The organism is Bacillus sp. XF8 (assembly GCF_017498755.1).
GTDB lineage: Bacteria > Bacillota > Bacilli > Bacillales > Bacillaceae_G > Bacillus_A > Bacillus_A bingmayongensis.
Window position 1 is genome coordinate 1 of record NZ_JAGDQK010000033.1, and the last position, 26,229, is coordinate 26,229.

At 35.7% G+C, this 26,229-nt stretch carries 21 protein-coding genes, 2 tRNA genes and 2 pseudogenes; 20 read left to right on the forward strand and 5 right to left on the reverse strand.

From position 1 onward, the window contains the following. The first annotated feature begins 5 nt into the window (after positions 1–5). The 12 genes and pseudogenes from J4P91_RS19175 (at position 6) to J4P91_RS19225 (ending at position 11,907) form a co-directional block, all read left to right on the forward strand. Positions 6–77: transfer RNA gene (locus J4P91_RS19175), tRNA-Gly, on the forward strand. Positions 78–87: 10 nt separating this feature from the next. Beyond that, positions 88–160, forward strand: a tRNA-Ala gene (locus tag J4P91_RS19180). 316 nt (positions 161–476) lie between these two features. Continuing rightward, positions 477–1,622: a glycerate kinase gene (locus J4P91_RS19185; protein ID WP_207995421.1), complete on the forward strand. Its 1,146-nt coding sequence runs from the start codon at positions 477–479 to the stop codon at positions 1,620–1,622. Between the two features lie 218 nt (positions 1,623–1,840). Then, positions 1,841–2,734, forward strand: coding sequence for an arginase (gene rocF / locus J4P91_RS19190; protein ID WP_207995422.1), 894 nt, complete (start codon positions 1,841–1,843; stop codon positions 2,732–2,734). 254 nt (positions 2,735–2,988) lie between these two features. After that, positions 2,989–3,816 (forward strand): diadenylate cyclase CdaA, encoded by an 828-nt coding sequence (gene cdaA, locus J4P91_RS19195; RefSeq protein ID WP_017154321.1) that lies wholly within the window; start codon positions 2,989–2,991, stop codon positions 3,814–3,816. Further along, positions 3,809–5,278, forward strand: coding sequence for a CdaR family protein (locus tag J4P91_RS19200; protein WP_207995423.1), 1,470 nt, complete (start codon positions 3,809–3,811; stop codon positions 5,276–5,278). The genes cdaA and J4P91_RS19200 overlap by 8 nt, the downstream gene beginning before the upstream one ends. Further along, positions 5,271–6,617 carry a phosphoglucosamine mutase gene (gene glmM, locus J4P91_RS19205; protein ID WP_017154319.1) on the forward strand — a complete coding sequence of 449 codons (1,347 nt, stop codon included), beginning with the start codon at positions 5,271–5,273 and terminating at the stop codon, positions 6,615–6,617. Before J4P91_RS19200 ends, glmM begins: the two co-directional genes overlap by 8 nt. Positions 6,618–6,904: 287 nt before the next feature. Then, positions 6,905–7,088: pseudogene (locus J4P91_RS29000) on the forward strand (hypothetical protein). 12 nt (positions 7,089–7,100) lie between these two features. Next, a complete protein-coding gene (glmS, locus tag J4P91_RS19210) occupies positions 7,101–8,903 on the forward strand; it encodes a glutamine--fructose-6-phosphate transaminase (isomerizing) (protein WP_207995424.1) in 1,803 nt (600 codons plus the stop codon). A gap of 275 nt (positions 8,904–9,178) precedes the next feature. Continuing rightward, on the forward strand, positions 9,179–9,745 hold the full coding sequence (locus tag J4P91_RS19215) for a DUF4256 domain-containing protein (protein ID WP_207995425.1): 567 nt from the start codon (positions 9,179–9,181) through the stop codon (positions 9,743–9,745). Positions 9,746–10,265: 520 nt separating this feature from the next. Continuing rightward, positions 10,266–10,945: pseudogene (locus J4P91_RS19220) on the forward strand (hypothetical protein). 86 nt (positions 10,946–11,031) lie between these two features. Beyond that, entirely contained in the window at positions 11,032–11,907 is an 876-nt protein-coding gene (locus J4P91_RS19225) for a hypothetical protein (protein ID WP_207995426.1), read from the forward strand. 359 nt (positions 11,908–12,266) lie between these two features. Here J4P91_RS19225 and J4P91_RS19230 read toward each other — a convergent pair whose 3' ends face one another. Together J4P91_RS19230 and yknW are read right to left on the reverse strand one after the other, a co-directional pair. Then, the gene (locus J4P91_RS19230; protein ID WP_207995427.1) at positions 12,267–13,190 is read right to left on the reverse strand and encodes an NAD(P)-dependent alcohol dehydrogenase; all 924 of its coding nucleotides are present in this window, start codon (positions 13,188–13,190) and stop codon (positions 12,267–12,269) included. A 173-nt stretch (positions 13,191–13,363) separates the two neighbouring features. Next, on the reverse strand, positions 13,364–14,047 hold the full coding sequence (gene yknW, locus J4P91_RS19235) for a YknW family membrane protein (protein ID WP_207995428.1): 684 nt from the start codon (positions 14,045–14,047) through the stop codon (positions 13,364–13,366). Between the two features lie 132 nt (positions 14,048–14,179). On the opposite strand from yknW, the gene J4P91_RS19240 reads away from it, so the two are divergent. From J4P91_RS19240 to J4P91_RS19250, 3 genes are all read left to right on the forward strand, one after another. After that, entirely contained in the window at positions 14,180–15,898 is a 1,719-nt protein-coding gene (locus J4P91_RS19240; protein ID WP_207995505.1) for a DUF3981 domain-containing protein, read from the forward strand. A 120-nt stretch (positions 15,899–16,018) separates the two neighbouring features. Further along, entirely contained in the window at positions 16,019–17,278 is a 1,260-nt protein-coding gene (locus tag J4P91_RS19245; RefSeq protein WP_207995429.1) for a multidrug effflux MFS transporter, read from the forward strand. 280 nt (positions 17,279–17,558) lie between these two features. Next, a complete protein-coding gene (locus tag J4P91_RS19250; RefSeq protein ID WP_207995430.1) occupies positions 17,559–19,127 on the forward strand; it encodes an LPXTG cell wall anchor domain-containing protein in 1,569 nt (522 codons plus the stop codon). A 66-nt stretch (positions 19,128–19,193) separates the two neighbouring features. Here J4P91_RS19250 and J4P91_RS19255 read toward each other — a convergent pair whose 3' ends face one another. Next, entirely contained in the window at positions 19,194–19,628 is a 435-nt protein-coding gene (locus tag J4P91_RS19255; protein ID WP_207995431.1) for a hypothetical protein, read from the reverse strand. 279 nt (positions 19,629–19,907) lie between these two features. On the opposite strand from J4P91_RS19255, the gene J4P91_RS19260 reads away from it, so the two are divergent. Further along, on the forward strand, positions 19,908–20,411 hold the full coding sequence (locus J4P91_RS19260; protein WP_207995432.1) for a hypothetical protein: 504 nt from the start codon (positions 19,908–19,910) through the stop codon (positions 20,409–20,411). Between the two features lie 25 nt (positions 20,412–20,436). Here J4P91_RS19260 and J4P91_RS19265 read toward each other — a convergent pair whose 3' ends face one another. Then, entirely contained in the window at positions 20,437–20,907 is a 471-nt protein-coding gene (locus J4P91_RS19265; RefSeq protein ID WP_207995433.1) for a YusW family protein, read from the reverse strand. A gap of 174 nt (positions 20,908–21,081) precedes the next feature. On the opposite strand from J4P91_RS19265, the gene J4P91_RS19270 reads away from it, so the two are divergent. The 4 genes from J4P91_RS19270 to J4P91_RS19285 all read left to right on the forward strand — a co-directional run bounded on the left by J4P91_RS19270 (position 21,082) and on the right by J4P91_RS19285 (position 24,400). Next, positions 21,082–21,981 carry a helix-turn-helix transcriptional regulator gene (locus tag J4P91_RS19270; RefSeq protein WP_207995434.1) on the forward strand — a complete coding sequence of 300 codons (900 nt, stop codon included), beginning with the start codon at positions 21,082–21,084 and terminating at the stop codon, positions 21,979–21,981. Positions 21,982–22,115: 134 nt separating this feature from the next. After that, positions 22,116–22,538 (forward strand): hypothetical protein, encoded by a 423-nt coding sequence (locus J4P91_RS19275; protein WP_243763920.1) that lies wholly within the window; start codon positions 22,116–22,118, stop codon positions 22,536–22,538. An 87-nt stretch (positions 22,539–22,625) separates the two neighbouring features. Continuing rightward, positions 22,626–23,207, forward strand: a complete 582-nt coding sequence (locus J4P91_RS19280) for a TetR/AcrR family transcriptional regulator (protein ID WP_207995436.1) — start codon at positions 22,626–22,628, stop codon at positions 23,205–23,207. A gap of 53 nt (positions 23,208–23,260) precedes the next feature. After that, positions 23,261–24,400, forward strand: a complete 1,140-nt coding sequence (locus J4P91_RS19285; protein ID WP_207995437.1) for a YhgE/Pip domain-containing protein — start codon at positions 23,261–23,263, stop codon at positions 24,398–24,400. An 82-nt stretch (positions 24,401–24,482) separates the two neighbouring features. Here J4P91_RS19285 and J4P91_RS19290 read toward each other — a convergent pair whose 3' ends face one another. Beyond that, positions 24,483–26,123: a peptide ABC transporter substrate-binding protein gene (locus tag J4P91_RS19290; RefSeq protein ID WP_207995438.1), complete on the reverse strand. Its 1,641-nt coding sequence runs from the start codon at positions 26,121–26,123 to the stop codon at positions 24,483–24,485. Positions 26,124–26,229 lie beyond the last annotated feature (106 nt).

Consider the following 26,229-nt stretch of genomic DNA (forward strand, 5'->3'; position numbering starts at 1 on the left):
TTTTTGCGGAAGTAGTTCAGTGGTAGAATACAACCTTGCCAAGGTTGGGGTCGCGGGTTCGAATCCCGTCTTCCGCTTTTTTACTTCGGGGCCTTAGCTCAGCTGGGAGAGCGCCTGCCTTGCACGCAGGAGGTCAGCGGTTCGATCCCGCTAGGCTCCATTATAAATTAGAAAAAACCTTACATCAAAAGATGTAAGGTTTTTTTGTTTATCCCGCATTAACGGGCAGTAAGACCCTCACTTCAAAGTTCAGCGAAAGCAAGGAAGTTAGGTGGGAGATCAACTGCCCGTAAATGCCCGATTTGTTCAACTAATAATCAGTGGGGGATGAAGAAAAACCCCCACTGATTAAAGTTTCACTTTATCCTGCCTCATAAGGACAAGTTTCCATTCATTTCATTTACAATAGAAAGATAGAATGAAATATACGATTTGAATGGAAGTTTGTTTAGATATGGGGAATGGAGGGATAGGTGTTGAAAATTGTTATTGCGTCTGATTCATATAAAGAAAGCTTACGAGCGATGGAAGTATGTAAGGCCATTGAAAAGGGATTTACTAAAATCTTTCCTCAAGCTGAGTATGTAAAAATACCAATTGGAGATGGAGGAGAAGGTACCGTTCAATCCCTTGTTGATGCTACAGGTGGAAAGATTATTTCACTCCATGTAACAGGGCCACTAGGAGAGCGTGTAGAGGCATTTTACGGTATTTCTCAAGATAAAAGAACAGCGTTTATTGAAATGGCGGCAGCATCTGGATTACATCATGTTCCAGTTAAAAAGCGAAATCCTCTCATCACAACAACAATAGGAACGGGAGAGCTTATATTAGATGCGCTGGATAAAGGCGTACAGCACATAATTTTAGGGCTTGGAGGAAGTGCTACGAACGATGGGGGGACTGGAATGCTCTCTGCTCTAGGTGTAAAGTTTTTAAAGAAAGATGGACGAGTGATAGAACCTGTCGGTGGAAATTTACATTCTATTAATTCTTTTGATTTATCCAATTTGGATTCTCGTTTAGCGCATGTAAAACTAGAAGCGGCGTGTGATGTAGATAATCCTTTAACAGGACAAAAAGGAGCATCTTTTGTATTTGCAGAGCAAAAGGGAGCAAATGCAGAAATGATTGCACAATTAGATGATAACTTAAAACATTATGCCAATATATTAAAAAAGCATTTACATATTGATGTGGAAGAGATTTCAGGTGCAGGAGCAGCGGGTGGATTAGGTGCTGCAGTTGTTGCTGTACTACAAGGGAAATTAAGAAAAGGAATTGAAATTGTATTAGACTATACAAACTTTGATGAACATATAAAAGAAGCAAATCTTGTTCTTACAGGTGAAGGAAGGATAGATGTACAAACGGCTTATGGGAAAGCTCCAGTTGGAGTTGCTAGACGTGCAAAGAGGCTGCATATACCCGTTATAGCTATTGGAGGTTCCGTACTTCCTAATCACATTTCAGTTTATAAAGAAGGAATAGATGCTGTGTTTGGTGCCACATCAAGTCCAATGACACTAGAGGAAGCTTATATAGTAGCAACGGAGAATCTTGAAATGACCGCACGAAATATCGCATCTGTATGGAAAATAGCATCAGAAAGACGTCTCTAATATAAGAGACGTTTTTTATTTTCAATTATTTATACATACATGTACAATGAGATTCCTTCGAAATGGTTTACTTTATGCATAGAATAGATTTGAAATATAGATTTTTTACATAGATATGAGTGAATATGGTGCATATACATACAAAAAAATGTCAAGTTGAGTCAGACTATATAAAAGATTTAAAATATTTAGTGAAGGCATAAAGGGGGATACTATCTATGAAGAAAGAAATTTCAATCGTTGGAGTTCCAATGGACTTAGGGCAAATGCGTCGTGGAGTTGATATGGGACCAAGCGCGATTCGTTATGCGGGAGTAATTGAAAGAATTCAAAATATCGGGTATGAAGTAGATGACATCGGAGACCTATGTATTGAAAGAGAACAGGAAATAGTTGAAAATACAAAATTAAGAAACCTTACGCAAGTTGCAAATGTTTGCGATGAATTAGCAAGTAAGGTTGATCATATTATAGAAAAAGGTCGTTTTCCACTTGTACTAGGTGGAGACCATAGTATAGCTATTGGGACTCTTGCAGGCGTGGCAAAGCACTATAAAAATTTAGGAGTTATTTGGTACGATGCACATGGGGATCTAAATACGGAAGAGACATCACCGTCTGGAAACATTCATGGTATGTCACTTGCAGCAAGTTTAGGTTATGGACATCCTTCACTCGTTAATTTATATGAAGCGTATCCAAAGATTAAAAAGGAAAACGTTGTTATTATCGGTGCGCGTGCATTAGATGAAGGCGAAAAAGAATTTATTCGTAATGAAGGAATTAAAGTATTTACAATGCATGAAATTGATCGTATGGGTATGACTGCTGTTATGGAAGAAACAATTGCTTATTTATCTCATACAGATGGTGTTCATTTATCATTAGATTTAGATGGGCTTGATCCGCATGATGCGCCAGGAGTTGGGACACCTGTAACTGGTGGGCTATCGTATCGTGAAAGTCATTTAGCGATGGAAATGCTAGCGGAAGCTGATATTATTACATCGGCTGAGTTTGTTGAAGTAAATCCGATCTTAGATGAGAAAAACAGAACAGCAACAACAGCAGTAGCTTTAATGGGTTCTTTATTCGGTGAAAAACTAAAATAAATGTAAGAAAAGTAGCTGAAATGCTGCTTTTTTTATTTTAAAAAGAGAGTATAATAATGAGTTATATTATACCGCTTTATAAAAAAAGTTCGACATCTTACCAATTTCCACCAAGGTGGTAACGTCGTTTGTAATTGTCGTTTCTTTCATGTATGGTATAATTAACTAGTTGTTGTAAATACATACAGATAGAGCAGAATAATAATATTTCAGTATATGGATAAAATTGCTCATAAGTAGGAGGAAGGGGTAGCATGCCTTTTGGAGATATGAACCTTTTGAAATATCTCAGTACGATATTAGATATCGCCGTTGTGTGGTTTGTTATATATAAGCTAATTCTTGTAATCCGAGGCACAAAAGCTGTTCAACTTTTGAAAGGGATTACGGTTATTATTATCGTTCGTATATTAAGTTATTTATTTGATTTGCATACGTTGCAGTGGCTCACGGACCAAGCTTTGACATGGGGATTTTTAGCGATAATTATTATTTTCCAACCGGAGCTTAGACGAGCGCTTGAACAATTAGGAAGAGGAAGCTTGTTCTCCCGTGGAATTGGTCAGGAAGAAGAAGAGCATGAAATAGTTGCGAATGCTGTAGCAAAGGCAACTGAATATATGGGTAAACGACGTATTGGTGCGCTTATTACACTATCTAGAGAAACTGGGATGGGAGATTATGTAGAAACCGGGATTCCTTTAAATGCGAATGTCTCATCAGAACTGCTTATTAATATCTTTATTCCAAATACACCGCTTCATGATGGAGCAGTTATTATGCAAGGAAATACGATTAAAGCAGCAGCTTGCTATTTACCATTATCGGAGAGCCCGTTCATATCAAAAGAATTAGGAACGCGTCACCGGGCTGCGATGGGAGTTAGTGAAGTAACTGATAGCATTACAGTAGTTGTATCAGAAGAAACAGGCCAAATTTCTTTAACTAAAAATGGAGAATTGCATCGTGATTTAAAAGTTGAACAGCTGAAAGAAATGCTTTTAGCAGAGTTCAGTGGAAATGTGAAAACAACTTCTTCATCTTTATGGAATTGGAATTGGAGGAGAAAGCGTCATGGATAAGCTAATGGAGAACCACTGGTTTTTAAAAGGAATTTCATTACTATTGGCGTTAATGCTTTACATGTCAACGAATTTGTCAGATAAAAACACGACAGTGAATAAGAGTGCATCGCCTTTTCCAACGGGTGATGTAACAGAAACAGTATCTAACATTGTTGTAGCAGTAAACTACGATGAAGATAGATATATTGTAAGCGGCATTCCAAAGTATGTAAAAGTAAAATTGGTAGGGCCTAAAAATGTGATTACTGCAGCAAAGTCACAACGCGAGTTTGGTGTATCTTTAGATTTACGTGGGTATTCTACTGGAACATATGATGTTCCTTTAAAATATACCGGGATGGAAAACAATTTAAAAGCAACAGTTCAACCAGAAAAAGTTAAAGTTACGATCCAAAATAAGGTGAAAAAATCATTTCCTGTGGAAGTGAAGTATTCAAATGAGAATCAAATGCCGGGCGGTAGTATGGGAGCTAATCCAACTATTAAACCAGGGACTGTTGAAGTTACTGGTACAGAAGAGGAACTAGCAAAAGTTGCGCTTGTCAGGGCATATATTGATTTGAAGGGGATAACGAAAACAGTAACAAAGACAGCTGAAATTGTATTGTATGATGAAGACGGACGGAAGTTAGACTTACAAACAACACCGTCTAAAGTGAATGTTACAATCCCAGTTTCAAATCCAACTGTTACAAATAGTATTGAAAAAACAGTTCCGTTAAATTATGTAAAAAAAGGAAGTGTACCGGAAGGGTTAACTGTTACAAACATTAGTGTCGAACCAAATGAAGTGACAATATCAGGTCCAAAAGATGTTTTGGACAATATAAAGTCCTTGGAGGGCGTCGAAGTAGATCTTAGTAAAATTACAGAGTCTACAACATTCGATGCCTCTGTTTTATTACCGAAGGGTGTAACAAATGTAAGTCCGGGTCAAGTGAAGGTTTCTGTCGAAGTACAGAAGCAACAAAAGACAAAGCAGAAGACGATTGATGGTATTTCTATACAAACAAATGGGTTGTCAGATGAACTTACTTTACAACTACTTTCTCCGCAAAATGGAAAGATAAGCGTTGATATTTCAGGAGAAGCAAGTATAGTAGATAAAATAACAGCAGCACAAATAACAGCATCAATTAATCTGCAAAATATATCTCCTGGGACACATGATATTCCAATTCAGGTTAGCGGTCCTAATAATGTTTCAATAGAAGCAAAACAAAAAAATGCGAAGGTAACTCTTGTAAAGAAAGAAAAGCCAGATCAAGAAGTACAAGGTAAGCCAGAGCAATCAGATTCACAAAAAGATAAAGAGACTGAAGCAGAAAAACCAACAGAAGAGGATCAAAATAAAGAACCTGAAAAAGAGAGTGAAGTAGAAAATCCAGAGGGAACTCAAGAACAAACAGAAACTCAAAAACAAACAGAGCAAGAAAAAGGAGCGAATAGCAATGGGTAAATATTTTGGTACAGATGGTGTGCGCGGTGTCGCGAATAAGGAATTGACGCCTGAATTAGCGTTTAAAATTGGACGTTTTGGAGGATATGTATTAACAAAAGATACAGATCGTCCAAAAGTGATTATTGGTCGTGACACACGTGTATCTGGTCATATGCTAGAAGGTGCGTTAGTAGCAGGACTATTATCAACTGGAGCAGAGGTTATGCGCCTTGGCGTTATTTCAACTCCTGGAGTTGCTTATTTAACAAAAGCGTTAGATGCACAAGCGGGTGTTATGATTTCAGCATCTCATAACCCAGTACAAGATAACGGAATTAAATTCTTCGGTTCAGATGGGTTTAAACTAACTGATGAGCAAGAAGCAGAAATTGAAGCTTTATTAGATAAAGAAGTAGATGAATTACCACGTCCGACAGGCACAGAACTTGGACAAGTGAATGACTACTTCGAAGGTGGACAAAAATACTTACAATACATTAAACAAACTGTAGAAGAAGATTTCTCAGGTTTACATATTGCTTTAGATTGTGCACATGGGGCAACGTCTTCTTTAGCGCCATATTTATTTGCAGATTTAGAAGCTGATATTTCTACAATGGGAACTTCACCAAATGGCATGAATATTAATGAAGGTGTTGGTTCTACACACCCAGAAGGTTTAGCGGAATTAGTTAAAGAAAAAGGTGCAGATATTGGACTTGCCTTTGATGGTGATGGAGACCGTTTAATTGCAGTAGATGAAAAAGGAAACATTGTTGATGGAGATCAAATTATGTACATTTGTGCGAAGTACATGAAAGAAACTGGTCAACTAAAACATAACACAGTTGTTTCAACTGTTATGAGTAACTTAGGCTTCTACAAGGCACTTGAAGCAAACGGTATTACAAGTAATAAAACAGCAGTTGGTGATCGCTATGTAATGGAAGAAATGAAACGTGGCGGTTATAACCTTGGTGGTGAACAATCTGGTCATATTATCTTACTAGATTACATTACAACTGGTGATGGAATGTTAAGTGCACTTCAGCTTGTAAACATTATGAAAATGACGAAGAAACCATTGTCTGAGCTTGCAAGTGAAATGACAAAGTTCCCACAATTATTAGTGAACGTTCGTGTAACAGATAAGAAATTGGCATTAGAAAATGAGAAAATTAAAGAAATCATCCGTGTGGTAGAAGAAGAGATGAACGGAGATGGACGTATCCTTGTTCGTCCTTCTGGAACAGAGCCACTTATTCGTGTAATGGCAGAAGCACCGACACAAGAACTTTGTGATGGATATGTACATCGTATTGTAGAAGTTGTGAAAGCTGAAGTTGGCGCTGAATAATTGACTGATTTCATATAAGAAAGGAGCACGCTTTGTGCTCCTTTTTCATATGTTTTATAGACAATGAAAAAATTTTCATTGACGGTTTCTGTTGTTTGTTATAAGATTGTCTTGTTCTTTTTCTCAAAGTAAATATATGAATTATGAAAGCGCCAGAACTACAAGTTGTGTAGTTGACGAGGAGGAGTTTTATCGAGATTTCGGCGGATGACTCCCGGTTGTTCATCACAACCGAAAGCTTTTACTTAAATCACCGAGGTGACTCAGTGGACAAAGGTAAAAGTTTGATGAGAGAAAAGGAACGGATGAATACTAGCTGTATAAGTATATACGGACTTAAACCCAATCGAGAGGAAGGTGAAAGCCGTTACAGACTTACAGGGCTAGCAATATGTAATCCGTTTTTTATATATAAATAATGGGATCGGACTATGTCGTTACATGTTCGCAGAGCAATGTAAGCATTTGTAACGGCGACTAAACATGTGTGGAATCGTAGGATTTATTGGAGAGCAGGATGCAAAGGAAATTTTATTAAAAGGTTTAGAGAAGCTAGAATACCGCGGATATGATTCAGCAGGTATTGCAGTACAAGCAGAGAACGGTGTTGTTGTATACAAAGAAAAAGGCCGTATTGCAAAACTTCGTGAAATCGTAGATGAGAACGTAGCGGCAAGCGTGGGAATCGGTCACACACGCTGGGCTACACACGGTGTTCCAAGCACAGTAAACGCACATCCGCATCAAAGTACATCAAAACGCTTTACGCTTGTTCATAATGGTGTAATTGAAAACTATGAATTAGTGAAAAAAGAATATCTTCAAGATGTAACGTTTGTAAGTGAAACAGATACAGAGGTTATCGTTCAGCTTATGGAACAGCAAGTAAGCACTGGGTTAAGTGTAGAAGATGCATTCCGTAAAACGTTATCCATTTTACATGGTTCTTATGCGATAGGATTACTTGATGCTGAAAATCCAAACATGATTTATGTTGCTAAAAACAAAAGCCCGCTATTAGTAGGTGTTGGTGACAACTTTAATGTTGTTGCAAGCGATGCAATGGCAATGTTACAGGTTACAGATCAATTTATCGAATTAATGGATAAAGAAATGGTAATTGTAACAAAAGAAAGTATTACAATTAAAAACTTACAAGGTGAAACGATTAATCGTGCACCGTTTACAGCGGAATTAGACGCAAGTGATATTGAAAAAGGAACATATCCTCACTTCATGCTTAAAGAAATCGATGAGCAACCACTTGTAATCCGTAATATCATTCAAAAATATCAAAATGAAAATGGCGAAATTGAACTAGATGAAGACATCCGTGGTGCAATTTTAGATAGCGATCGTATTTACATTATTGCGTGTGGAACAAGCTACCATGCTGGTCTTGTTGGAAAGCAGTTCATCGAGAAATTTGCAAAAGTACCTGTAGAAGTACATGTAGCAAGTGAGTTCTCTTACAACATGCCATTATTAACAGAAAGACCATTCTTCATTTACATTTCACAAAGTGGTGAAACAGCGGATAGCCGTGCAGTACTTGTGCAAACAAATGAAATGGGTCATAAAGCATTAACAATTACAAACGTACCAGGTTCTACGCTTTCTCGTGAAGCTGACTATACATTGCCTTTATACGCAGGACCAGAAATCGCAGTTGCTTCTACGAAAGCTTACACAGCTCAGCTTGCAGTACTTTCAATCTTAGCAGCTGACATTGCAAAAGCAAAAGGTGAAGTACTTGATTTTGATTTAACACATGAATTAGGACTTGTAGCAAATGCAATGGTCGTACTTTGTGATCAAAAAGAAGAAATGGATACACTAGCAAAACAATTTTTAGCAACAACACGCAACTGCTTCTTCATCGGACGTAGCGTAGACTTCTACGTAGGTTTAGAAGGTGCGTTAAAGCTAAAAGAAATCTCTTACATCCAAGCAGAAGGATTTGCTGGTGGAGAATTAAAACACGGTACAATCGCTTTAATCGAAAATGGTACACCAGTTATCGCACTTGCTACACAAGAGCACGTAAACCTTGGAATTCGTGGTAACGTGAAAGAAGTAGTGGCACGCGGAGCTAACCCATGTATCATCTCAATGAAAGGCTTAGAAATGGAAGGCGACAGCTTCGTATTACCAGCTGTACACGAAGCACTAGCGCCGCTAGTAGCAGTTATTCCATTACAACTTATCTCATACTACGCAGCACTTCACCGCGAGTGTGACGTTGATAAGCCACGTAACTTAGCTAAATCTGTTACGGTTGAGTAGGAGATTGGTAGAGTAACTAGTTTGTGCAAATTTAAAATAAAGTCGTATCATTTTACCCCTTTAGATTATCTAAAGGGGTGTTTTTATAGTGAAAAAAAGAACATCTGGAATTGAAAGATCGATTAAGGAACTATTGAGTGACAATAAGTTGTTTCGTTAAATGGTCAGGCTGTTGAAAAATAGATTTAATAAATTATATAATTTATTGTAAACTGAGTTCACACAATTATTTAGACGATTTATTATAAAACATATACTTAAAGGAGGAGACTAATATGCCAGAGAATAAAAATGAGTTGCCAGTAGAACAGCGTGAAGAATTAATCAGAGCATTGAAAGCTCGTTTTGAGAAAAACATGAACCGCCATGAAGGTCTTGAATGGGCTAAAGTCCAAACAAAGTTGGATGCTAATACTGAAAAAATGTGGTCGCTCAACGAAATGGAAGTAACTGGTGGAGAACCGGATGTTGTTGGTCATGATAAAGAGAAGGACGAATATATTTTTTATGATTGTTCAGCGGAAAGTCCTAAAGGTCGCAGAAGCCTTTGTTATGATCGTGAAGGGCTAGAGTCAAGAAAAAAACATAAACCAGAAAATAACGCTATTGATATGGCAACTGCCATGGGCATTGAACTATTAACGGAAGAACAATATCGGGCGTTGCAAAAACTTGGGAATTTCGATATGAAAACTTCGAGTTGGGTACAAACGCCCTCTGATATTAGAGAACTTGGCGGTGCCCTTTTTTGCGATTGCCGCTTCGGGCACGTTTTCGTTTATCACAATGGAGCAGAATCCTATTATGCTGCCAGGGGCTTTCGTGGTTCGCTAAGGGTCTAAATTTTGCACAGACAGCTAAATTTGAATTTGAGGACGGATCCACCTAGGGAAAAATTTTAATTTCATCCTTCAACTATCGGGCGCTTTAATGGAGGAAGGATCACAGAAATGATCAAACTTTATTACAAACCAACATTTATTGTGACTTTTAATAAAGAATAATATAAATCATCTCATAAGATATCGCTATCTGATGAGTTGATTTTTTGTTACAGTGAAAAAAGATTAAATTCCATGTATGTTGATATATCATTATCAAAATTGAATATTGAATAGATAAAATAACGCCCTCTAAATTTTTTAGAGGGCGTTATTTCGTATAGGTAGATTATTCAGCAAAAAAAGTTCTACTATTTAGATGAAATAAAAGAACATACAAAAAATCCTTGGCGGTCAGCGTAATTTAATATATAAATAAGAGGTATTATTTGGAATAGGGGGAAGGCTTCTGTGAAAAGAATGATCATAGTTTCCAGGTTAGCACTTATAGTAGGATTAGTAGCGGGGTGGTTTAATTAACATGAAAAAAAATATAGATTTTAATAAGAAAGCTTTTGAAAACTACATGGCTGTTTATCCTGTAAATGATATAAGAGCTCAAATAATTGCCCTTGTTCTTGTGGGGGCAGACGTATTTATTCTTTTGCCCGCTTTTGCGAATCCTTTTCGATTACTATATATATATATATATATGTAGTAGCTACTCCAGTTGTTTTTTTAAATTTGTGGGCGATATGGATTATTATAAATCCTCGGAAACGACAATTACAATACACCCTATTTCGAGGAGTATATGGAATCGTATGTTCAGTCGGATTATTGGTTATAACTCAAAAATATGCATATGAAGTGTTAGAATTACAAACCCCAATCTATTTTATTTTTTCAGTTGGTTTGTATATTTTTGCTTTGTATTATTTTTATAAAAATCATATTAAAAAACTTCAGGAACCAATCAAGAAATCAAAATCATCGAAAGGAACTGGTAGTGTAAAAGTAGCAGCTTTTGCAGCAGGATTGGGGCAGTTAATTGCTAATATAATTCTGAGCATCGCAACACAACAGATGGGGGCAGTTGTATTTATGTGTGCATGCACAACGTTTTCGTTTGCTTTGTTTTATGTCATTATGGAACTCCATAGGTATTATTATTTACGGAAGCATATAGAAGGTGGAGAGAAAACACATACAACCTTTTAAAGAGGCTTTATTGAATTTTAAGTATATGATTGCAGTCCTCTTATAGTCATTAAAGGCTATGGAAAAGAGAAGGGAGAAACAACCTCATGAATTTGGAATTACATTTAGATAGCAGAGAAGCCTTTTTTCTATTTCGAATGATAGGGATGGAAGAAGTGAAAGGATTTGAAAATCCATACAAAGGCTGTACAGTAGAGCAAATAGATCAAGAGTGGGAAAAAGTGAAAACAACTCTTATAGAAGATGGAGTATTGAAAGAAACAGACGGTAAACTCACTATTGAACCAGATACAATGTATTTTTTAGAGATTTGTAAATTCAATGATGTGGTTGTTAAACTGGAAATACAAAGTGAGGAACAGGATATAGATGTATACCATTATATTTCATTAGAGAAAGCCGAATTTATGATTCTTGAAGGAAAAAGAATTTCAGCTTCAAAAAGTACATATACTTTTACGATAACAGAAGGATTGAATGAATATATTAATACTATGGGGCGTTGGTTAGACGATACAGAAATGGAGTTTATACATATGAAGGCACGCATTCAAGTAGCAACATATGATCAATTGAATGAGATGTCTTCCAGTTTTTTAATTGGAAATCTAAAGAAATTTTTAATAGAAAAAGAGGAAGTAACAAAGGAATTTGCAGAAGCATTTACATTATCGTTAAAAGAGCATGAATGTTTAGGAAGATGTACTGTTTTTTCTAGTAAAGATGGGAAGCATAATAGAAAAAAGATAAGGTTTTTAGTAGGTCGAGGTTATAACTGGTTCATGATAGAAAAGCAAAATGAGTTAGAGGTGTGTAATTTAAAGGATACGGTATTTTTAGAAAGATTATTTTTTGAAACAACAGGAGTTACTATGACAGTTGCTTCAAAGTATATGATGAAAGATAGAGTGAGGATAGGGATAAGTAATGCTTGGTCGAAAGTGACAGGATGGTTTAAGTGAGATCGTTTGCTCTTAAAATAATACTAAAGAACTTTATAATCCTCCCATACTCATTAATGTAGATTTGAAATAAAGTGGCGATATTTTAATTAAAGGATTCTAAATGAGTTTTGACCAATCTTTCTTTATGGATTCTTTTTGCTTCTCACTAAATAAGGATTTGCAAAACATTTCTGATCAAACTTTATTCGAAACCAACATTTATTGTTAACTTGAAATAAAGTTTAACCGTCGTACCCCTTTAGATATGATTATCTAAAGGGGTGTTTTTATACCCAAAGGCAAAAGAACATCTGATAGGGAAAGATATATTTACAATCAATATGCATGATTGAACATATAGCGCGAGAAGAACTTTGTTAGGTTTCGTCATTATGATCAAAGGTTATTACTACATTTCCCTTTTTATGTCCTTTTTCTACATATCTATGAGCTTCTGGAATTTGTTCTAGTGGATAACGTCTATCTATGACGGATTTTATTTTCTCTGCCTCGATAAGCGTTTTGAGGAAATTTAAATCTTCAGTACGTACTTTTGCTATCATTCCTTCGACTGACACGTATGTCCCGTTGGAAGTGAGTGCTTTCTTGCAATTAGATTTTGTGTTTTTTCCGACTGCATCAAAGATAATCTCATAGCGTTCCTCTCTTTCTGTAAAATTTTCTTTCGTGTAATCAATTACGTTATTAGCCCCTAAAGATTTTACTAACTCTAAATTTGTAGTACTACATACCCCAGTAACTTCTGCCCCAAAGTATTTGGCAAGCTGTACCGCGGAAGTTCCTAGGGCTCCAGAAGCTCCATAGATAAGAACTTTTTGCCCGTTTTTGATATTTGCTTTTCTAAGAAAATACAATGCTGAAGTTCCCCCAAAAGGAATGGAAGCAGCTTCCTCATAAGTCACGTTTTCCGGTTTTATTGCCAACAATCCATTTTCAGGTATACATGTGTACTCAGCGTGAGCCCCAACACTCATTCCTGTTAATGCAAAAATTTGATCACCTTTCTTGAATTGTGTTACATTTTTGCCTATTGCTTCGATTTCTCCTGCTAATTCTACCCCTAATATAGGTTTTCTCGGTTTTCTAAGGCCTAGGATGATTCGCATGGGAATCCAGTACAAAATAGGACTATTGAAACCTCGAATTCTACAATCCCCAGATGTTACCGTTGTCGCGTGAATTTTTACTAGTATTTCATTATCTCTGGGAATAGGTTTTTTGACCTCTTTGAGTTGAAGAACATCGGGCGGTCCGTATTTTGTGCATACAATTGCTTTCATAACGTCCCTCCTTTAATTATTTTAATCCCATGATATTTTCTCTGGTTTTAAAAAATGCTCTTTTCTGTTGTTCTTTTATAGAGATTATTTAGTGCAAACATTATTTGTATTGCTTTCTAGTAATTAAATATTTTTATATAAAAAGCAAAAATGCCCTTCTCTTAGGGCATTTTTTACATTGGTGGCTTCATAATCTCCTGCATAATCCCACCTATGCTCATTAAAGTTGTCATAATTACAAATAACACAATAACGAGCACTATAACTTTCTTCTTATGTAATCCTGTTAAAACGTATAATCCAATACCTAAGACGATATAGTACCAAATGGCGAATACATCTACCCTTTGCGCCATAGCATGTAAGATGAGGTTATCGGTTAATAAGGGTGCTAAACTCGTATAGGAAATTTGATAATTTCCTAGTAAAATAGAGATGGTTCCGTTCAATAACATACCGAGTTTCATAATGAATACGGAATAGAGCGTAACGCACAGTAATTCTTTATAAGTTGTGTCGACTCCAAAAAAGATCATAATGTTTTTATAGAAAATAGGGGCGCAAAACACGGATATAATTCCGCTAACTGCAGCAAAGCCGAAAGTAGTTAAGAAAGTAATATGAGTAGGAATTTGAAAAGCAGAATTACTGTTCATTTGTTTGATTGCAGGATTATTCAGTGTGACATATGAGATAAGGGCGCTTGTAATGATTGTTAAAAGTAAAATAATGATTAATGGTAGGATAATTGGCTTGTGAGTACGCATTCTTTGGAATTGTAGTGTGGGTGAAGTGATCATGCTGAATATAGACGGTTCTTTGGTAAGAGCATCGTTTAATACTGTATTTGTTTTCATGATTACTCCTTTCTTTTTAGGTATTCATTTCCAATTTTATCATAAAAATATTTTATCTTCCCATTTTTACCTCATTAACCCTTATTTGGTATAATTAAATATAAGACACAATAAAAGGAGAAATTGCCTTTGATTAAATTCTTAGTTTTGGCTATTCTCACTTTGTTTTTGATTCCATGGACAAGGGGCGGTAAGGCACTTCGTACAGTGGATAAAGAAGGATCTGAGAAAGTTGTAAAGAAGAAGACAGCACCCATTTTAGTTATTCCAATTTTACTTTGGATTGGTATTGCAATCTATGAATATTTTTGGTTAATTGATGACCGTGTAGATTCGATTCTTACACATTATTCTGTTGTAATTGCAGTGTTAATTGGAGTAGTCCTCGTTTCTCAAGAGAGAAGGGGAAGATTAGAAGTTAAGTTAAAAGCAATAGCGATGCTTGTTTTACTTGTATCTTATGGATATTTTGGTTACTTGCATGATCTAGTAATCTCGCAAAATAAATATGATTCTGTTGTAAAAGAAGAAAAAGATATTTCAGAGCCATTTACGGAAAATGATCAACCGTTTACTGTGCCTCCAAAAACGGCAGAAAATAAGATGAAAAAGGTATTTGGAGATATTCCAAAAGTGGCTTATTTTGAATTAGGGGAGCTTACACCACAAATGGTGAATGGAGAAGCGTTATATGTAGCTCCAATTGAAGTCTCAGGATTCTTTAAAGCGCGTAAGGCAGAAACAATCCCAGGTTATGTGACGATGTCTGGTACAAATCCTGATGCAGAAGCTAAATTGCAACTTGGATATAAAATGAAATATGTGCCGAGTATGTTCTTTAGTAATAACTTGGAGAGGGTTGTTCGAAAAGCAGAACCAAACCTTATCTTTAAAGGAAAACCGAAGTTTGAAGTAGATGATAAAGGAAAGCCATATTATACAATGACATATGGTGAATTTATTTCCGGAAGGTCAGGATTTGAAGTGCAAGGCGTTGTAGTTGTGGATGCACAAACAGGTGATGTGAAAAGATATGATAAAGGGCAAGCACCTAAGTTCATAGATGGTGTATTAAATCATGAGACAGCATCAACATTAAATACGTACTTCGGTAAGTTCATACATGGTTTTTGGAATACGAAATTCTCTCAAAGTGATGTAAAGATTCCAACCGAATGGGGAACGAAGGAAGGGGTTACACCAATATTCGGGAAGGATGGAAAACTGTATTACTTTACAGATTTTACTTCTCCAAAAGAAGGTGTCGATTCCGCTTTAGGTTATTCCTTAGTAGATGCACGTACAGGGAAGCTGTATTACTATAATGGAAAAGAAGTAAAAGGGATTATGGATGGTTCGGCTGCTACAGAAGTGGTGGATAATTCCTTTAAGAGGGAAAAATGGCATGGAACAATGCCTGTTATTTATAATGTATACGGCAAACCTTCTTGGATTGTACCTGTTATTGATGATGGAGGGTTAGTGCGTGCCCATACCGTTATCTATGCTTCAAACGCAAAAGTGTTTGCGGCAGGCTCAACGCAAAAAGAAGCCCTTGAAAATTATAAGAGTGTGCTAACTGGAAGCGGCGATTCATTCCGTCCGACTTCAAGCGGAAAAGAAGCACAAAAGGAAGGCGTTGTACAACGCGTCTACAAAGAAAAATCAGGTGAAAACACAATTGTATTTGTACTGCTGGAAAATGAGCAAAAGGTATTTATGATTTCAGCAAAAGACTTCCCATATGCCATGTTTACAGAAGTCGGAGATCTAATTCAAATCACATATTTAGATACAGGGGAAACGATGTCTTCTGTATCTAAATTTACAAATGGCAACCTGAAAAAGTAAAGCGATAGAGATTCTATCGCTTTTTTTCATTTCGTTACACAGGAAAGTACGGTGTACTTGACGTATATTTAAGTTGTAACTATAATTGTTACGATTCGAAGTTTATAATGGAAAGGGTGAATGATGGAAGTGAATGAAGTTAATCACGATGTATATAAACCTGTAAAAGCAAACAGGTTATGGATGATTCTTGTATTAGGGACACTCACAGCAATTGGGCCATTGTCTATTGATATGTATTTACCTTCGTTACCAAAATTAACGGATGATTTACAAACGAATGCTTCTCTCGCTCAGCTTACTTTAACAGCCTGCTTGCTAGGGCTTTCGGTTGGACAATTATTTGTTGGCTCAATTAGTGATATTTATGGACGGCGCAAACCGCTTATTATTGCTCTTATTATTTATGTTGCATCTTCTTTACTTTGTGCCGTTGCACCATCTATTTGGAGTCTAGTTCTTTTACGTTTCTTACAAGGAGCCTCAGGTTCCGCTGGTATTGTTATATCTCGTGCTATGGTACGTGATATGTACTCAGGTTCTGAGATGACCAAATTTTTCTCGCTGCTTATGTTAGTAAATGGAGCAGCACCAATTTTAGCGCCAATTATTGGAGGACAATTGTTACAATTTACATCGTGGCGCGGAGTTTTTATCGTTCTTGGAGCGATAAGTGTATTTATGTTAGTATCCGCTACTTTTGTGTTACGTGAGACATTACCTCTTGAAGAGAGGGAAACAGGTGGTTTATCAGGAACATTGGCGACGTATGGGAATTTGCTAAAAGATCGTTTGTTTATGGGATATGCTTTGTCCCAAGGATTAGTATCAGCAGCCATGTTTGCTTACATTTCGGGATCACCGTTTGTGTTGCAAAATATATACGGGGCATCACCACAAGAATTTAGCCTATTCTTTGCTATTAATGGTATTGGTATTATTATTGCCAGCCAAATTACCGGCCGTTTAGCAGGGAAGATAAGTGAGAAAACTTTATTTGTAACTGGTATTGGAGTTGCAGCTGTCGGTGGTATTTCCTTACTTCTCACGATTGTACTAGGGATTGGATTAATTGGTGTGTTATGTTCATTATTCCTTGTTGTATCGAGCGTTGGGGTTGTATCAACAACAGGTTTTTCGTTAGCGATGAGAAATCAAAAACAAGCTGCAGGAACAGCTTCAGCTTTGCTTGGATTATTGCAGTTTATTTCTGGGGCACTTGTTGCACCTTTAGTAGGTATTGGAGGAACTCATACTGCATTGCCTATGGGGGTTATTATTGCTCTTTGTGAAATGGGAGCAGTTTTATGTTATCTCTTGATGGCAAAGCCTAGTGAAAGGCAGTTTATATTGCAAGAAAAGAAAGATTTAGAGGCATAAAAGAAAGCCGCAACGTATGGTTGCGGCTTTCTTTTATTATTAACAAGTAACCAAACAAAATATGGTCCATCAATAAGAGCTGTAAAGACCCTAGTTGAAATTTCTAAGGGAGTATATATAGAATCTAAAAAATCTCATTATTCGATAAATTAATTGTTTTTGCTAGGCTATTTCCTTATAATGGATATGGGGTCTAGCTTATGGGATTCTTTGTATTTTATTATTCAATGAAACTATAAAATCCATAAACTAGAACAAAAATGGGATGAGGAGTGTTAGTATGCTGAAGAAAGTAAGTGCCGTAACTCTCGTATCACTTTTAGCTTTTTCGCCTGTTGCGGCGTTGGCGGCACCTGAGGAAATTGTAAAAGAAACACAGATGCAAAATCAAGAAAAGGTAACTACAAAGCAAAATGACATCAAGGATCCGACAGTAAACGGGGATAAAGTACAACAGGAACAAGGCAATGGGGAAGTAAAGAAAGAAGAGTCTAAAGAAGTAGTGAAGGATGTACAACAAGAGAAGATAGACCCACAAAAACAACAGCCTACTTCAGAAAAGAAAGGCGAATTAGTAAAAGAAGCTGAAAAAGAAGAAAAGAACGGGTCAAATGTGAAGAGTGAGCCAGAAAAACCAGAAGCTGCAAATCCATCAGGACAGCCGGCAAATACACCTCCAGCCAAAGAATCAAAAGAGGATGCTAAGGATTTAAATCAGATATCTACTGCTGATTTTAGCGGGAGTGTGGTAGGCAAAGCGAAATGGGATGCACAAAAAAATCATTATGTATTAGATGTCACTGCAACTGTGACGAATAACTCAAAAGAAAAGGTAAGTGGTGTATATCTTGGTGTTTCTATCCCAGAAGGGCTAGGTGGAGACATAGAACTTGAGGATGGTTCTGAAGCTATGTCACTGCCATTGCCAGATATGGAACCGGGAAAAACTGTTGCAAAAAATGTAAAAATACCTGTACTTGGAAATGTAGCTGGAAAAGAAGTAAATAAAGATATCGGACTATATTTACTTAATAAGGGTAGATATGAATCTCTTGGCAAAATTAAAGGAAGTGCGAATCTTGATTTTTCCGAGATGAATAAAGATTTACGTTTTGAAGGTAAGGCAAAAGTTACAACTTGTGTACCGAATTTAAAGGAAAACCAATTTACATTAGATTTCTTATTAACGACTCAAAACTTAACAATGGATGAGTTAAAGGGCTTTGATGTGCAAATTGATGTTCCACAAGATATTAAATTAACAATTCCAGATCATTATACACAAGGAGAAATTCCGGATTATCTAAAAGATGGTTCTTTGCAAGGTGGAACTGATAAAGGAACAATGAACTTAGATATTAAATGGAATGGAAACACAGCGACAGTTCCAGTTAAAGCAATGAAAGCTGGAGAAGGATCCGCATTATATTTCCAAGTTGTTGGAGAAACAACTAAAGATTTAAAGGATTTAAAAGTTACATTTACAGCAAAACGTGGAGATCAAACAATTACAAAACAAGTAGCGATTGAGAAAGTAGAACAAAAGGACTGTAAGAAACAAGATGATAACAATACAGGTGGAAATAACAAGGATGATGGTAAAAGTAATGGTGGCAACAAGCCTGATACACAGGTGCAAAATCCAAATCAGGTAAATAATCAACCAACAAAGGTTACACCAACACCGACACCAACAAAAGTTATTACAACACCAAAGGTAGATAATACAAAATCTCTTCCACAAACAGGTGCTTCAAGTAGCGATAATTTATTGACATTACTTGGAGTTGTAATGCTTGCTGGTGGTGCTTTTGTATATAAACGCGGTCGTACAACTGTTAATAAATAATAAGCGGTAAAAATACATATCTGATTTTTCCGTTTAAAAGAGCCCCGGTATATTACCGGGTTTTTATTATTTTTTTTGAATTATGTCATACATGTTATTCGTAATTGCCTCGTATAAAACAGCTAGTTTATCCCAAACCCATCGATTCGAATCAACCTCTTTTTCCCCGCAGTCAATAATATCTGTATGGTCTGTAATTCTATAAGCTCGTTCTACGATTATCGGAGCGATTTTTGGTATACGAGGAATATTTTTTAATATATCGGCAAAGTTTCCAATATAAACATGGCCAATAATTTCAATTGCTAGTGATTGATCAGATATATTGAGAATTGTACCGTATTGGTTTGTATGTTCTTGTTTTAAATATTGAGCGAGTTTGAGAGGGGTGTGTTTCTTTTTTAGTACGCGGTGGAGACTATCTGTATTTTCAATATGGAGTGACCTTTCACGTATGAGAATAGAGAGTTCCTCTTCCATAAATGATATTTTGTTGTACATATATATTGCTCCTTTTATTTTATAAAAATGAATAATGATTTTTTAATATAGTTACTTCATGTATATGCCAGTCTACCATGCAATGTTCTATATGTGTGCTTACAGTTTTGTAAGGCACAGGGAAAACTTATGGAGATACTGGCTGTATAAAGTGACGGTACTGTGACAAAGATGATGATATATATCTAAAAGTAAGTTCATAAGTGCAAAATTTGAGTCGTTCTCGTTATAATAACAAGAGGAGACAAGTAGTAGACGTAGATAAAAGGAGAGTAACAGATGAAGAAAGTATGGGGTATTGTCTTGCTTGGAAGTATGCTCCTTCTAGCAGGGTGTAATGGAGACAAGGATGTAAAAGAATCAAAAGAAAAAGTAGAGCAATCAACTGCTCAGTCAGAAGATATGAAAGCATATCGTGATGTGCATAAGAAATATGATGAGAAAATGAATAAAGAGTTAAATGAATCTCTGAAGTTATGGGAAGAAGCAAAAGAAAAAGGCGGGAAAGCGTTAGGTCACCCGGAGTTTAAAGAAGATGTACAAAAAGTAACAGCAAGTATGCTAGAAGATATTGATCATGTTCGTAAAGAAATCCGTGTTCCGAAATCAAAAGAACAAGAACATCAGTTATATATTAGCTTCTTAGATGAAACAGAACAAGCAATAAAAAAGTTAGAGAAATTAGCGAAAGAAGAGGATTCGTCATTGATTCGCGACGTAGAAGTTCATTTTGCAACAGCTTCGACGTACTATAAACGCTTTCAAAAAGAAGCCCAAAAATAAAGAAGTAGGCACATTGCCTACTTCTTTATTTTACTTCCTTCTTATATTCTTTCTTCGTTCCATCAGAGAAAACAACTTCTAAATCAAATTTTTGATAGTCTTTATCAAGTTGGAATACATCAACAACTTGATCAATTACTTCTTGGTCTGGTGTGTCTTTATCAAATTTTAATTTTTGTAGAAGTGGTCCTAGTTTTGTAACAGCTTCATCGCCTGTTAATTTTGCATCTGTTTTATGATCCTCAATTTTTGCTTCCATTTGTTTTTCATTTGCTTTATTTTTGTAGTCTGCTTCATAGTCTTTTTTCGTATCTTGATAATCAGTATCTAAACTAAATTCATTAAAATTAAGTTTTAAATCTTGCGTTGCTTCCTGTTTTGTTTCTTCAGTTGTTTTCTTATCATCAGATGCTGCGTTGTCCTGATTATTTGGATTACACCCTGTCATTACGGGTACAAGCATAAGAGTTAAAAGAATTGAAAGTAGAATTCTCATTATATATTCCTCCTTATTGTATCTTTCCTTCTATACAAGTTTTTCCCAAATCTATGTAATTATGTATACGTTTGAAATAAATTATTTCCCTTGTGCCATACAGGATACTTCGCAATTTAAATCAAAAAAATTTTGTATGTATATGGTAAATTTGGAGTGTAAGGAGGGGCTAAAATGTATGGGGAATATAAAGAGGTTATGAAAAAGGCAGTTTTGTATATTGAAGAGCATTTAGATGAAGAGCTTACAACAGAGAGAGTCGCTTCTTATAGCGCTATATCTATGTATCATTTTCATCGTATTTTTCAAAGTTATCTAGGAATGAGTGTCACTGAATATATTCGAAAAAGAAGATTAACACATGCGGCACAAGTATTAGTAATGACGGAAAGGTCAGTTCTTGATATTGCAGTGCAATATGGTTTCTCTTCACAAGAGGCATTTACAAGGTCGTTTAAACGTATGTTTCATTTGCCACCGAAAAGATATCGTACATATTTTCAATCATTTTATATAGAAAGAGAGGGAGTTGCAATGCAAAAAGGATTACCAAAAGGATGGGTATTAAGCGGAAGTCACCCTACAGAATATGAAATGGGGCTAGATTATGAGATTGTTCATCAAGGAAAAGCATCAGCTTATATAAAAGCGAAAGAGGATGTTACACATGGTGGGTTTACAACACTTATGCAAATGTTTAAAGCTGATAAATATAGGGGCAAGCGTTTGCGTCTAACGGCATTTATTAAAAGTGAAAGTGTGAAAGACTGGGCGGGACTGTGGGTGCGTGTGGACGGAAAAGATACAGATCCATTAGCTATGGATAATATGCAAAATCGACCAATTAAAAATACAACAAACTGGCAGCCATATTCAGTTGTGCTAGATATAAAAGAAGAAGCACTTGGCATTGCATTTGGTATTTTATTATCAGGAGAAGGCTGCATATGGGCGGACGGTTTTCGATTTGATGAAGTTGATGAAAAGGTGCCGTCAACGGATCTAGCTGAAAATTTTTACGAGACTCTTTCTGAAAAACCTACGAATTTACAATTTGAAGAAGTAGAAGAATAAGAATAAGAAAAGGTGAGAAAGAATCCATGTGGAAAATGCTATTTTATTCAGTCTCAGAACTATTGAAGTTAGAGACCCCATTTTATTTTTTTATATGGTTTTTTGCATTATTTATAATAGGTGTACTAAATGAAATGATAGAAGTAATAGGAAAAAGAAGAGTCTTTTTCCTATTACTTCTTAAAGCTAGTGTGGAATGTTTGCTAGCATTAATTATTTGTATTGGTGTTGGTATTCTTGCATTTCGTGGTATTCATTTTATATTTCCAAATCAAATTGATCCGTATGATGTTGCCTATGGAAGATGGTTTGCATTTATTGCATTAACATTATTTATGATTATTGGTTTTTTTGTAAAGGTTACGAAAAAGAGAACAAGGGTGTGGTTGCAACCTATTGGAGTTATCGCTCAATTTTTCTTTTTTAGTATAGGGGTTTGGGGAGCAATTATTATGTTTCAGCCATCTCTACACATAAGTATGCTAGCTCTGTCTTTAGTTAGTTTGATATTAACCATACTTCAAATTTTTTGTTGTTTATACGAATATCGTTCTTAATCATTTACAAAAAGTGGATTGACAATAGTCAGAAAAGTTATATAATCTAAATGTAAGTGATCACTTGCATGAGAAAGAGAGGATTATATGGCGCGCTCAAAGACAGCAGAGAAAATTATTCAAGCAGCAATTGAGTTAATAAAAGAAAGAGGATATAAAGCAGCAACAACGAAAGAAATCGCAATGCGTGCTGGCGTCAATGAAGTAACGATATTTCGTAATTTTAAAAACAAAAAGGGCATCATTGAAGCAGCCGTTTATGATTTTTCATATGTGCCTCATTTAAAACAGTTTCTACAAACAGAAATCGTGTGGGACTTAGAGACGGACCTGAAGAATTTGGCAAGGCATTATCATCAATTTTTGAATGAAGTGAAAGATATAATCGCTATTGGTATACGAGAAACAGGTGAATTTCCCGAATTGGATGATGAAATTGCTAAGATACCAAAAGGATTAAAGGAAGAATTGATGATTTATTTTGAAAAGATGCAGCAAAAGGGAAAAATTATTGATACGAATATTGAAGCACAAGTAATGAACTTCATATGGATTAATTTTGGTTATTTTCTATCTAAATTACGCTTTGAAAATCGATTCATAGAAAACAACGATGAGAATTTTATTGAACATAATATAGTGTTATATGCTAGGGCATTAAGACCCTAGTATTTATTTAAAATTAAATGCAAGTATGTACTTGCTTGCGGAGGGATGGAAAGATGAATACATTGAAACAATTTTTTAAAATGCCAGGTACGTATGTAGGGATTGTAGTGGCATTAGCGTTCCAGCTCATTTTCTTTTGTGTCTGGCTTACAGCGTATGATGGAGTAAATGAAAGAGCAGATCAAATGAAAATCGCCATCGTGAATCAGGATACGAACATAGGAAGCAAAATAGCAGAAGGTTTACAGAAAAACTTACCTTTTCAAGTAACCAAAGAGAAATCTATGGAAAAAGCAAAAGAAGAAATGGATGAACATGTATACGATATGATTATTGAAATTCCTACTTCTTTTTCAAAGGATATAAGTTCAAAAGGAAAGACAGATTTAAACTTTCATATCAATCAAGCAAACTCTATGATGGCAAAGCAGATGATGGAAGGCATTGCGAAACAAGTTCATGACAATGTAAATAAAGAGGTAGCAGGTTATAAACGGCAAGCGATTACTGGAAAATTACAGACTATGGGATCAGAGGGTATAGAAGCAATAAAAGGTTTAACAGAAGATTCAGTTGGATTTACAGTTCATAAAGTGAATGATGCAAAAGGATTCTCCGTAAATATGGTGCCGCTTATGATTGTGTTAGCTTCATTTGTAGGAGCAATGATTATGAGCATGGAGTTATCTAAAGTGGCAAAACAAGTAGAGGGAGGTTGGAGCAATTTTTTTTCACGACAGGTGATTAACGGTGTAGTATCCATTCTACTTGCGTGCATTACAATTGGCTTAATGAAAGGATTTCAAATTGGGGTGCAAGAAATGGTATGGAATGTAGGGGTATTTCAAACAATTGTCTTCTTTGCTTTCCTATCAATAACTCAAATGTTTATCACCTTATTTGGAAATGTGGGCATGCTTTTTAATATTATTTCACTTTCTTTGCAGCTCGTAAGCTCCGGTGTGATGGTACCACATGCAATGTTATCAAAAACATATCAAACAATCGGTGAATTATTTCCCGCCACGTACGCTGCGAATGGTTATTATACAATAATATTTGGTGGTGGAAATTTAAAAGGGAATATTATTTCTCTATTATTTATAATTGTCATTACACAAATTGTAGCTTTAGTTGCTGTAGGGATATCATTTGTATTAAAGGGAAAAAGGCCTTTAGTAAAAGCAGCATAAAGAAACAGGGTATCCTTTTGAAGGACACCCTGTTTCTCTTATAATTGAAGCTTTTGCTAAAATGAAATTCTGCAAGGGTAGATTACTTTTCAATTTTAGCCCATTTGAAGTTAAGAGGTCCTGCGAAATCAACTTCAATGATCCCTTTTACATAAGAACGTTCTAAGTAAGATGTACCATTTTGGTATAGAGGAGAAATAACAGCATCTTTAAATAAGATTTTTTCTGCTTGTTTTAAAGCTTCCCAGCGTGCTTTTTCATCACCAGCTAAGTCAGTTTTAACTTTTTGAATTAAATCATCAAATTCTTTATTAGAGTAGTGATCTAAGTTGTATGAGTTATCAGTTGTAAATAACTCTAAGAATGTAATCGGATCAGCAAAATCAGGACTCCAACCATCGACAGCAATATCATAATTTCCTTGTAATAATAATGTGACTTGTTGTTTGCGTGGTTGAGGCTTCACGTTTATTGTTAAACCTTCTAAGTTTTTTTCTAGTTGTTCTTTTAAATATTCACCTGTTTTTCTAGAAAGGTCATTATCACTTGTTAATAATTCAATTGAAATTTTATCTGAGCCTAATTCTTGTTTTGCTTGTTTCCAGAATTTCTGTGCATCTTTTGTATTTTCCTTCGTTAAATTACCGTTCTCCTCCCGGAAGTCTTTCCCGTTTGGTCCTTTTGCAAAGTTCTTTGGAATTAAAGAATATGCTGGGAGAGAACCGTCATTTAAAAGAACATTTACAAATGCTTTTTTATCTATTGATTTATCAATAGCTTGGCGGACATTTACATTTTGTAATGTTTTATTTTTTTGGTTCATACGTACGAATTGTACCCCAACATCCGGACGTTCTTTAAAGTTACTATCTTTGCGATATTTATCAACAAGATCAGATGTTAAAGTAAGACGATCAATTTGTTTGGATTCATATAAATTAACTGCCGTTGAATGATCTTTAACGATATTAAAGTTAATTTCTTCAATTTTCACAGTATCCTTATCCCAATAGTCAGGATTCTTCTTAAATTTAAAGCTTTGTTCATGTTTCCAATCACTTAATGTAAAGGCCCCATTATATATAATTGTATTATCTTCTAATGCATATTTATCCCCTTGAGATTTGAAGAACTCTTCATTAATTGGTAAGAATGTTGGGAACGCCGTTAAGCTAATAAAGTAGGGAACAGGGCGCTCTAATTCTACTTCAAAAGTGTGGTCATCGATTGCTTTTACCCCAAGCTGATCAGCTGGAAGTTCTTTATTATTGATCTTTTTCGCATTTTTTATATCAAAGAATAGAAATGCGTATTCAGAAGCGGTCGCTGGGTCAACTGCACGTTGCCAAGCAAAGACAAAATCTTTTGCTGTAACGGGAGTACCGTTTGACCATTTTGAATCTCGTAAATGGAATGTATATTTTGTTTTATCGGGACTTACCTCATGAGACTTTGCAACACCAGGAACAGGCTTATTTCCCTCACCAAGATTATATAGGCCTTCAAATACGTTTCTCATTACTTGGCCAGAGTCAGTATCTGTAGCACGAGCAGTGTCCATTGTACGGATTTCTGTGCCAGTAGCTAAGTTCAATACTTGTTTATCAGGAGCTTTATCTTTTGCTTTCGCTCCGCTTGCATCATCTTTATAGCTACCGCACCCTGTTAATAAAATACTTGCTCCTAAAACTGATGCTACAGTGGGTACAAATTTCTTTTTCATTTTGAATTCCTCCCTAAATTGTTTAGTTATTTTCAAAAAATGAGTGTTGAACAATTTATGAGGGAAAGAAAAAATCCCTCTTTTCTTATCGAGAAAGAGGGAATTT

Bases quoted from the DNA above. Each gene is read 5' to 3' on its own strand.
- J4P91_RS19250 (WP_207995430.1), top strand. From the start codon at position 17,559: ATGCTGAAGAAAGTAAGTGCCGTAACTCTCGTATCACTTTTAGCTTTT.
- J4P91_RS19245 (WP_207995429.1), top strand. From the start codon at position 16,019: ATGATGGAAGTGAATGAAGTTAATCACGATGTATATAAACCTGTAAAA.
- yknW (WP_207995428.1), bottom strand. From the start codon at position 14,047: ATGAAAACAAATACAGTATTAAACGATGCTCTTACCAAAGAACCGTCT.
- J4P91_RS19270 (WP_207995434.1), top strand. From the start codon at position 21,082: ATGTATGGGGAATATAAAGAGGTTATGAAAAAGGCAGTTTTGTATATT.
- J4P91_RS19230 (WP_207995427.1), bottom strand. From the start codon at position 13,190: ATGAAAGCAATTGTATGCACAAAATACGGACCGCCCGATGTTCTTCAA.
- J4P91_RS19275 (WP_243763920.1), top strand. From the start codon at position 22,116: ATGATAGAAGTAATAGGAAAAAGAAGAGTCTTTTTCCTATTACTTCTT.
- J4P91_RS19200 (WP_207995423.1), top strand. From the start codon at position 3,809: ATGGATAAGCTAATGGAGAACCACTGGTTTTTAAAAGGAATTTCATTA.
- J4P91_RS19260 (WP_207995432.1), top strand. From the start codon at position 19,908: ATGAAGAAAGTATGGGGTATTGTCTTGCTTGGAAGTATGCTCCTTCTA.
- J4P91_RS19225 (WP_207995426.1), top strand. From the start codon at position 11,032: ATGAATTTGGAATTACATTTAGATAGCAGAGAAGCCTTTTTTCTATTT.
- rocF (WP_207995422.1), top strand. From the start codon at position 1,841: ATGAAGAAAGAAATTTCAATCGTTGGAGTTCCAATGGACTTAGGGCAA.
- J4P91_RS19280 (WP_207995436.1), top strand. From the start codon at position 22,626: ATGGCGCGCTCAAAGACAGCAGAGAAAATTATTCAAGCAGCAATTGAG.
- J4P91_RS19285 (WP_207995437.1), top strand. From the start codon at position 23,261: ATGAATACATTGAAACAATTTTTTAAAATGCCAGGTACGTATGTAGGG.
- J4P91_RS19215 (WP_207995425.1), top strand. From the start codon at position 9,179: ATGCCAGAGAATAAAAATGAGTTGCCAGTAGAACAGCGTGAAGAATTA.
- J4P91_RS19255 (WP_207995431.1), bottom strand. From the start codon at position 19,628: ATGTACAACAAAATATCATTTATGGAAGAGGAACTCTCTATTCTCATA.
- glmM (WP_017154319.1), top strand. From the start codon at position 5,271: ATGGGTAAATATTTTGGTACAGATGGTGTGCGCGGTGTCGCGAATAAG.
- glmS (WP_207995424.1), top strand. From the start codon at position 7,101: ATGTGTGGAATCGTAGGATTTATTGGAGAGCAGGATGCAAAGGAAATT.
- J4P91_RS19265 (WP_207995433.1), bottom strand. From the start codon at position 20,907: ATGAGAATTCTACTTTCAATTCTTTTAACTCTTATGCTTGTACCCGTA.
- J4P91_RS19290 (WP_207995438.1), bottom strand. From the start codon at position 26,123: ATGAAAAAGAAATTTGTACCCACTGTAGCATCAGTTTTAGGAGCAAGT.
- cdaA (WP_017154321.1), top strand. From the start codon at position 2,989: ATGCCTTTTGGAGATATGAACCTTTTGAAATATCTCAGTACGATATTA.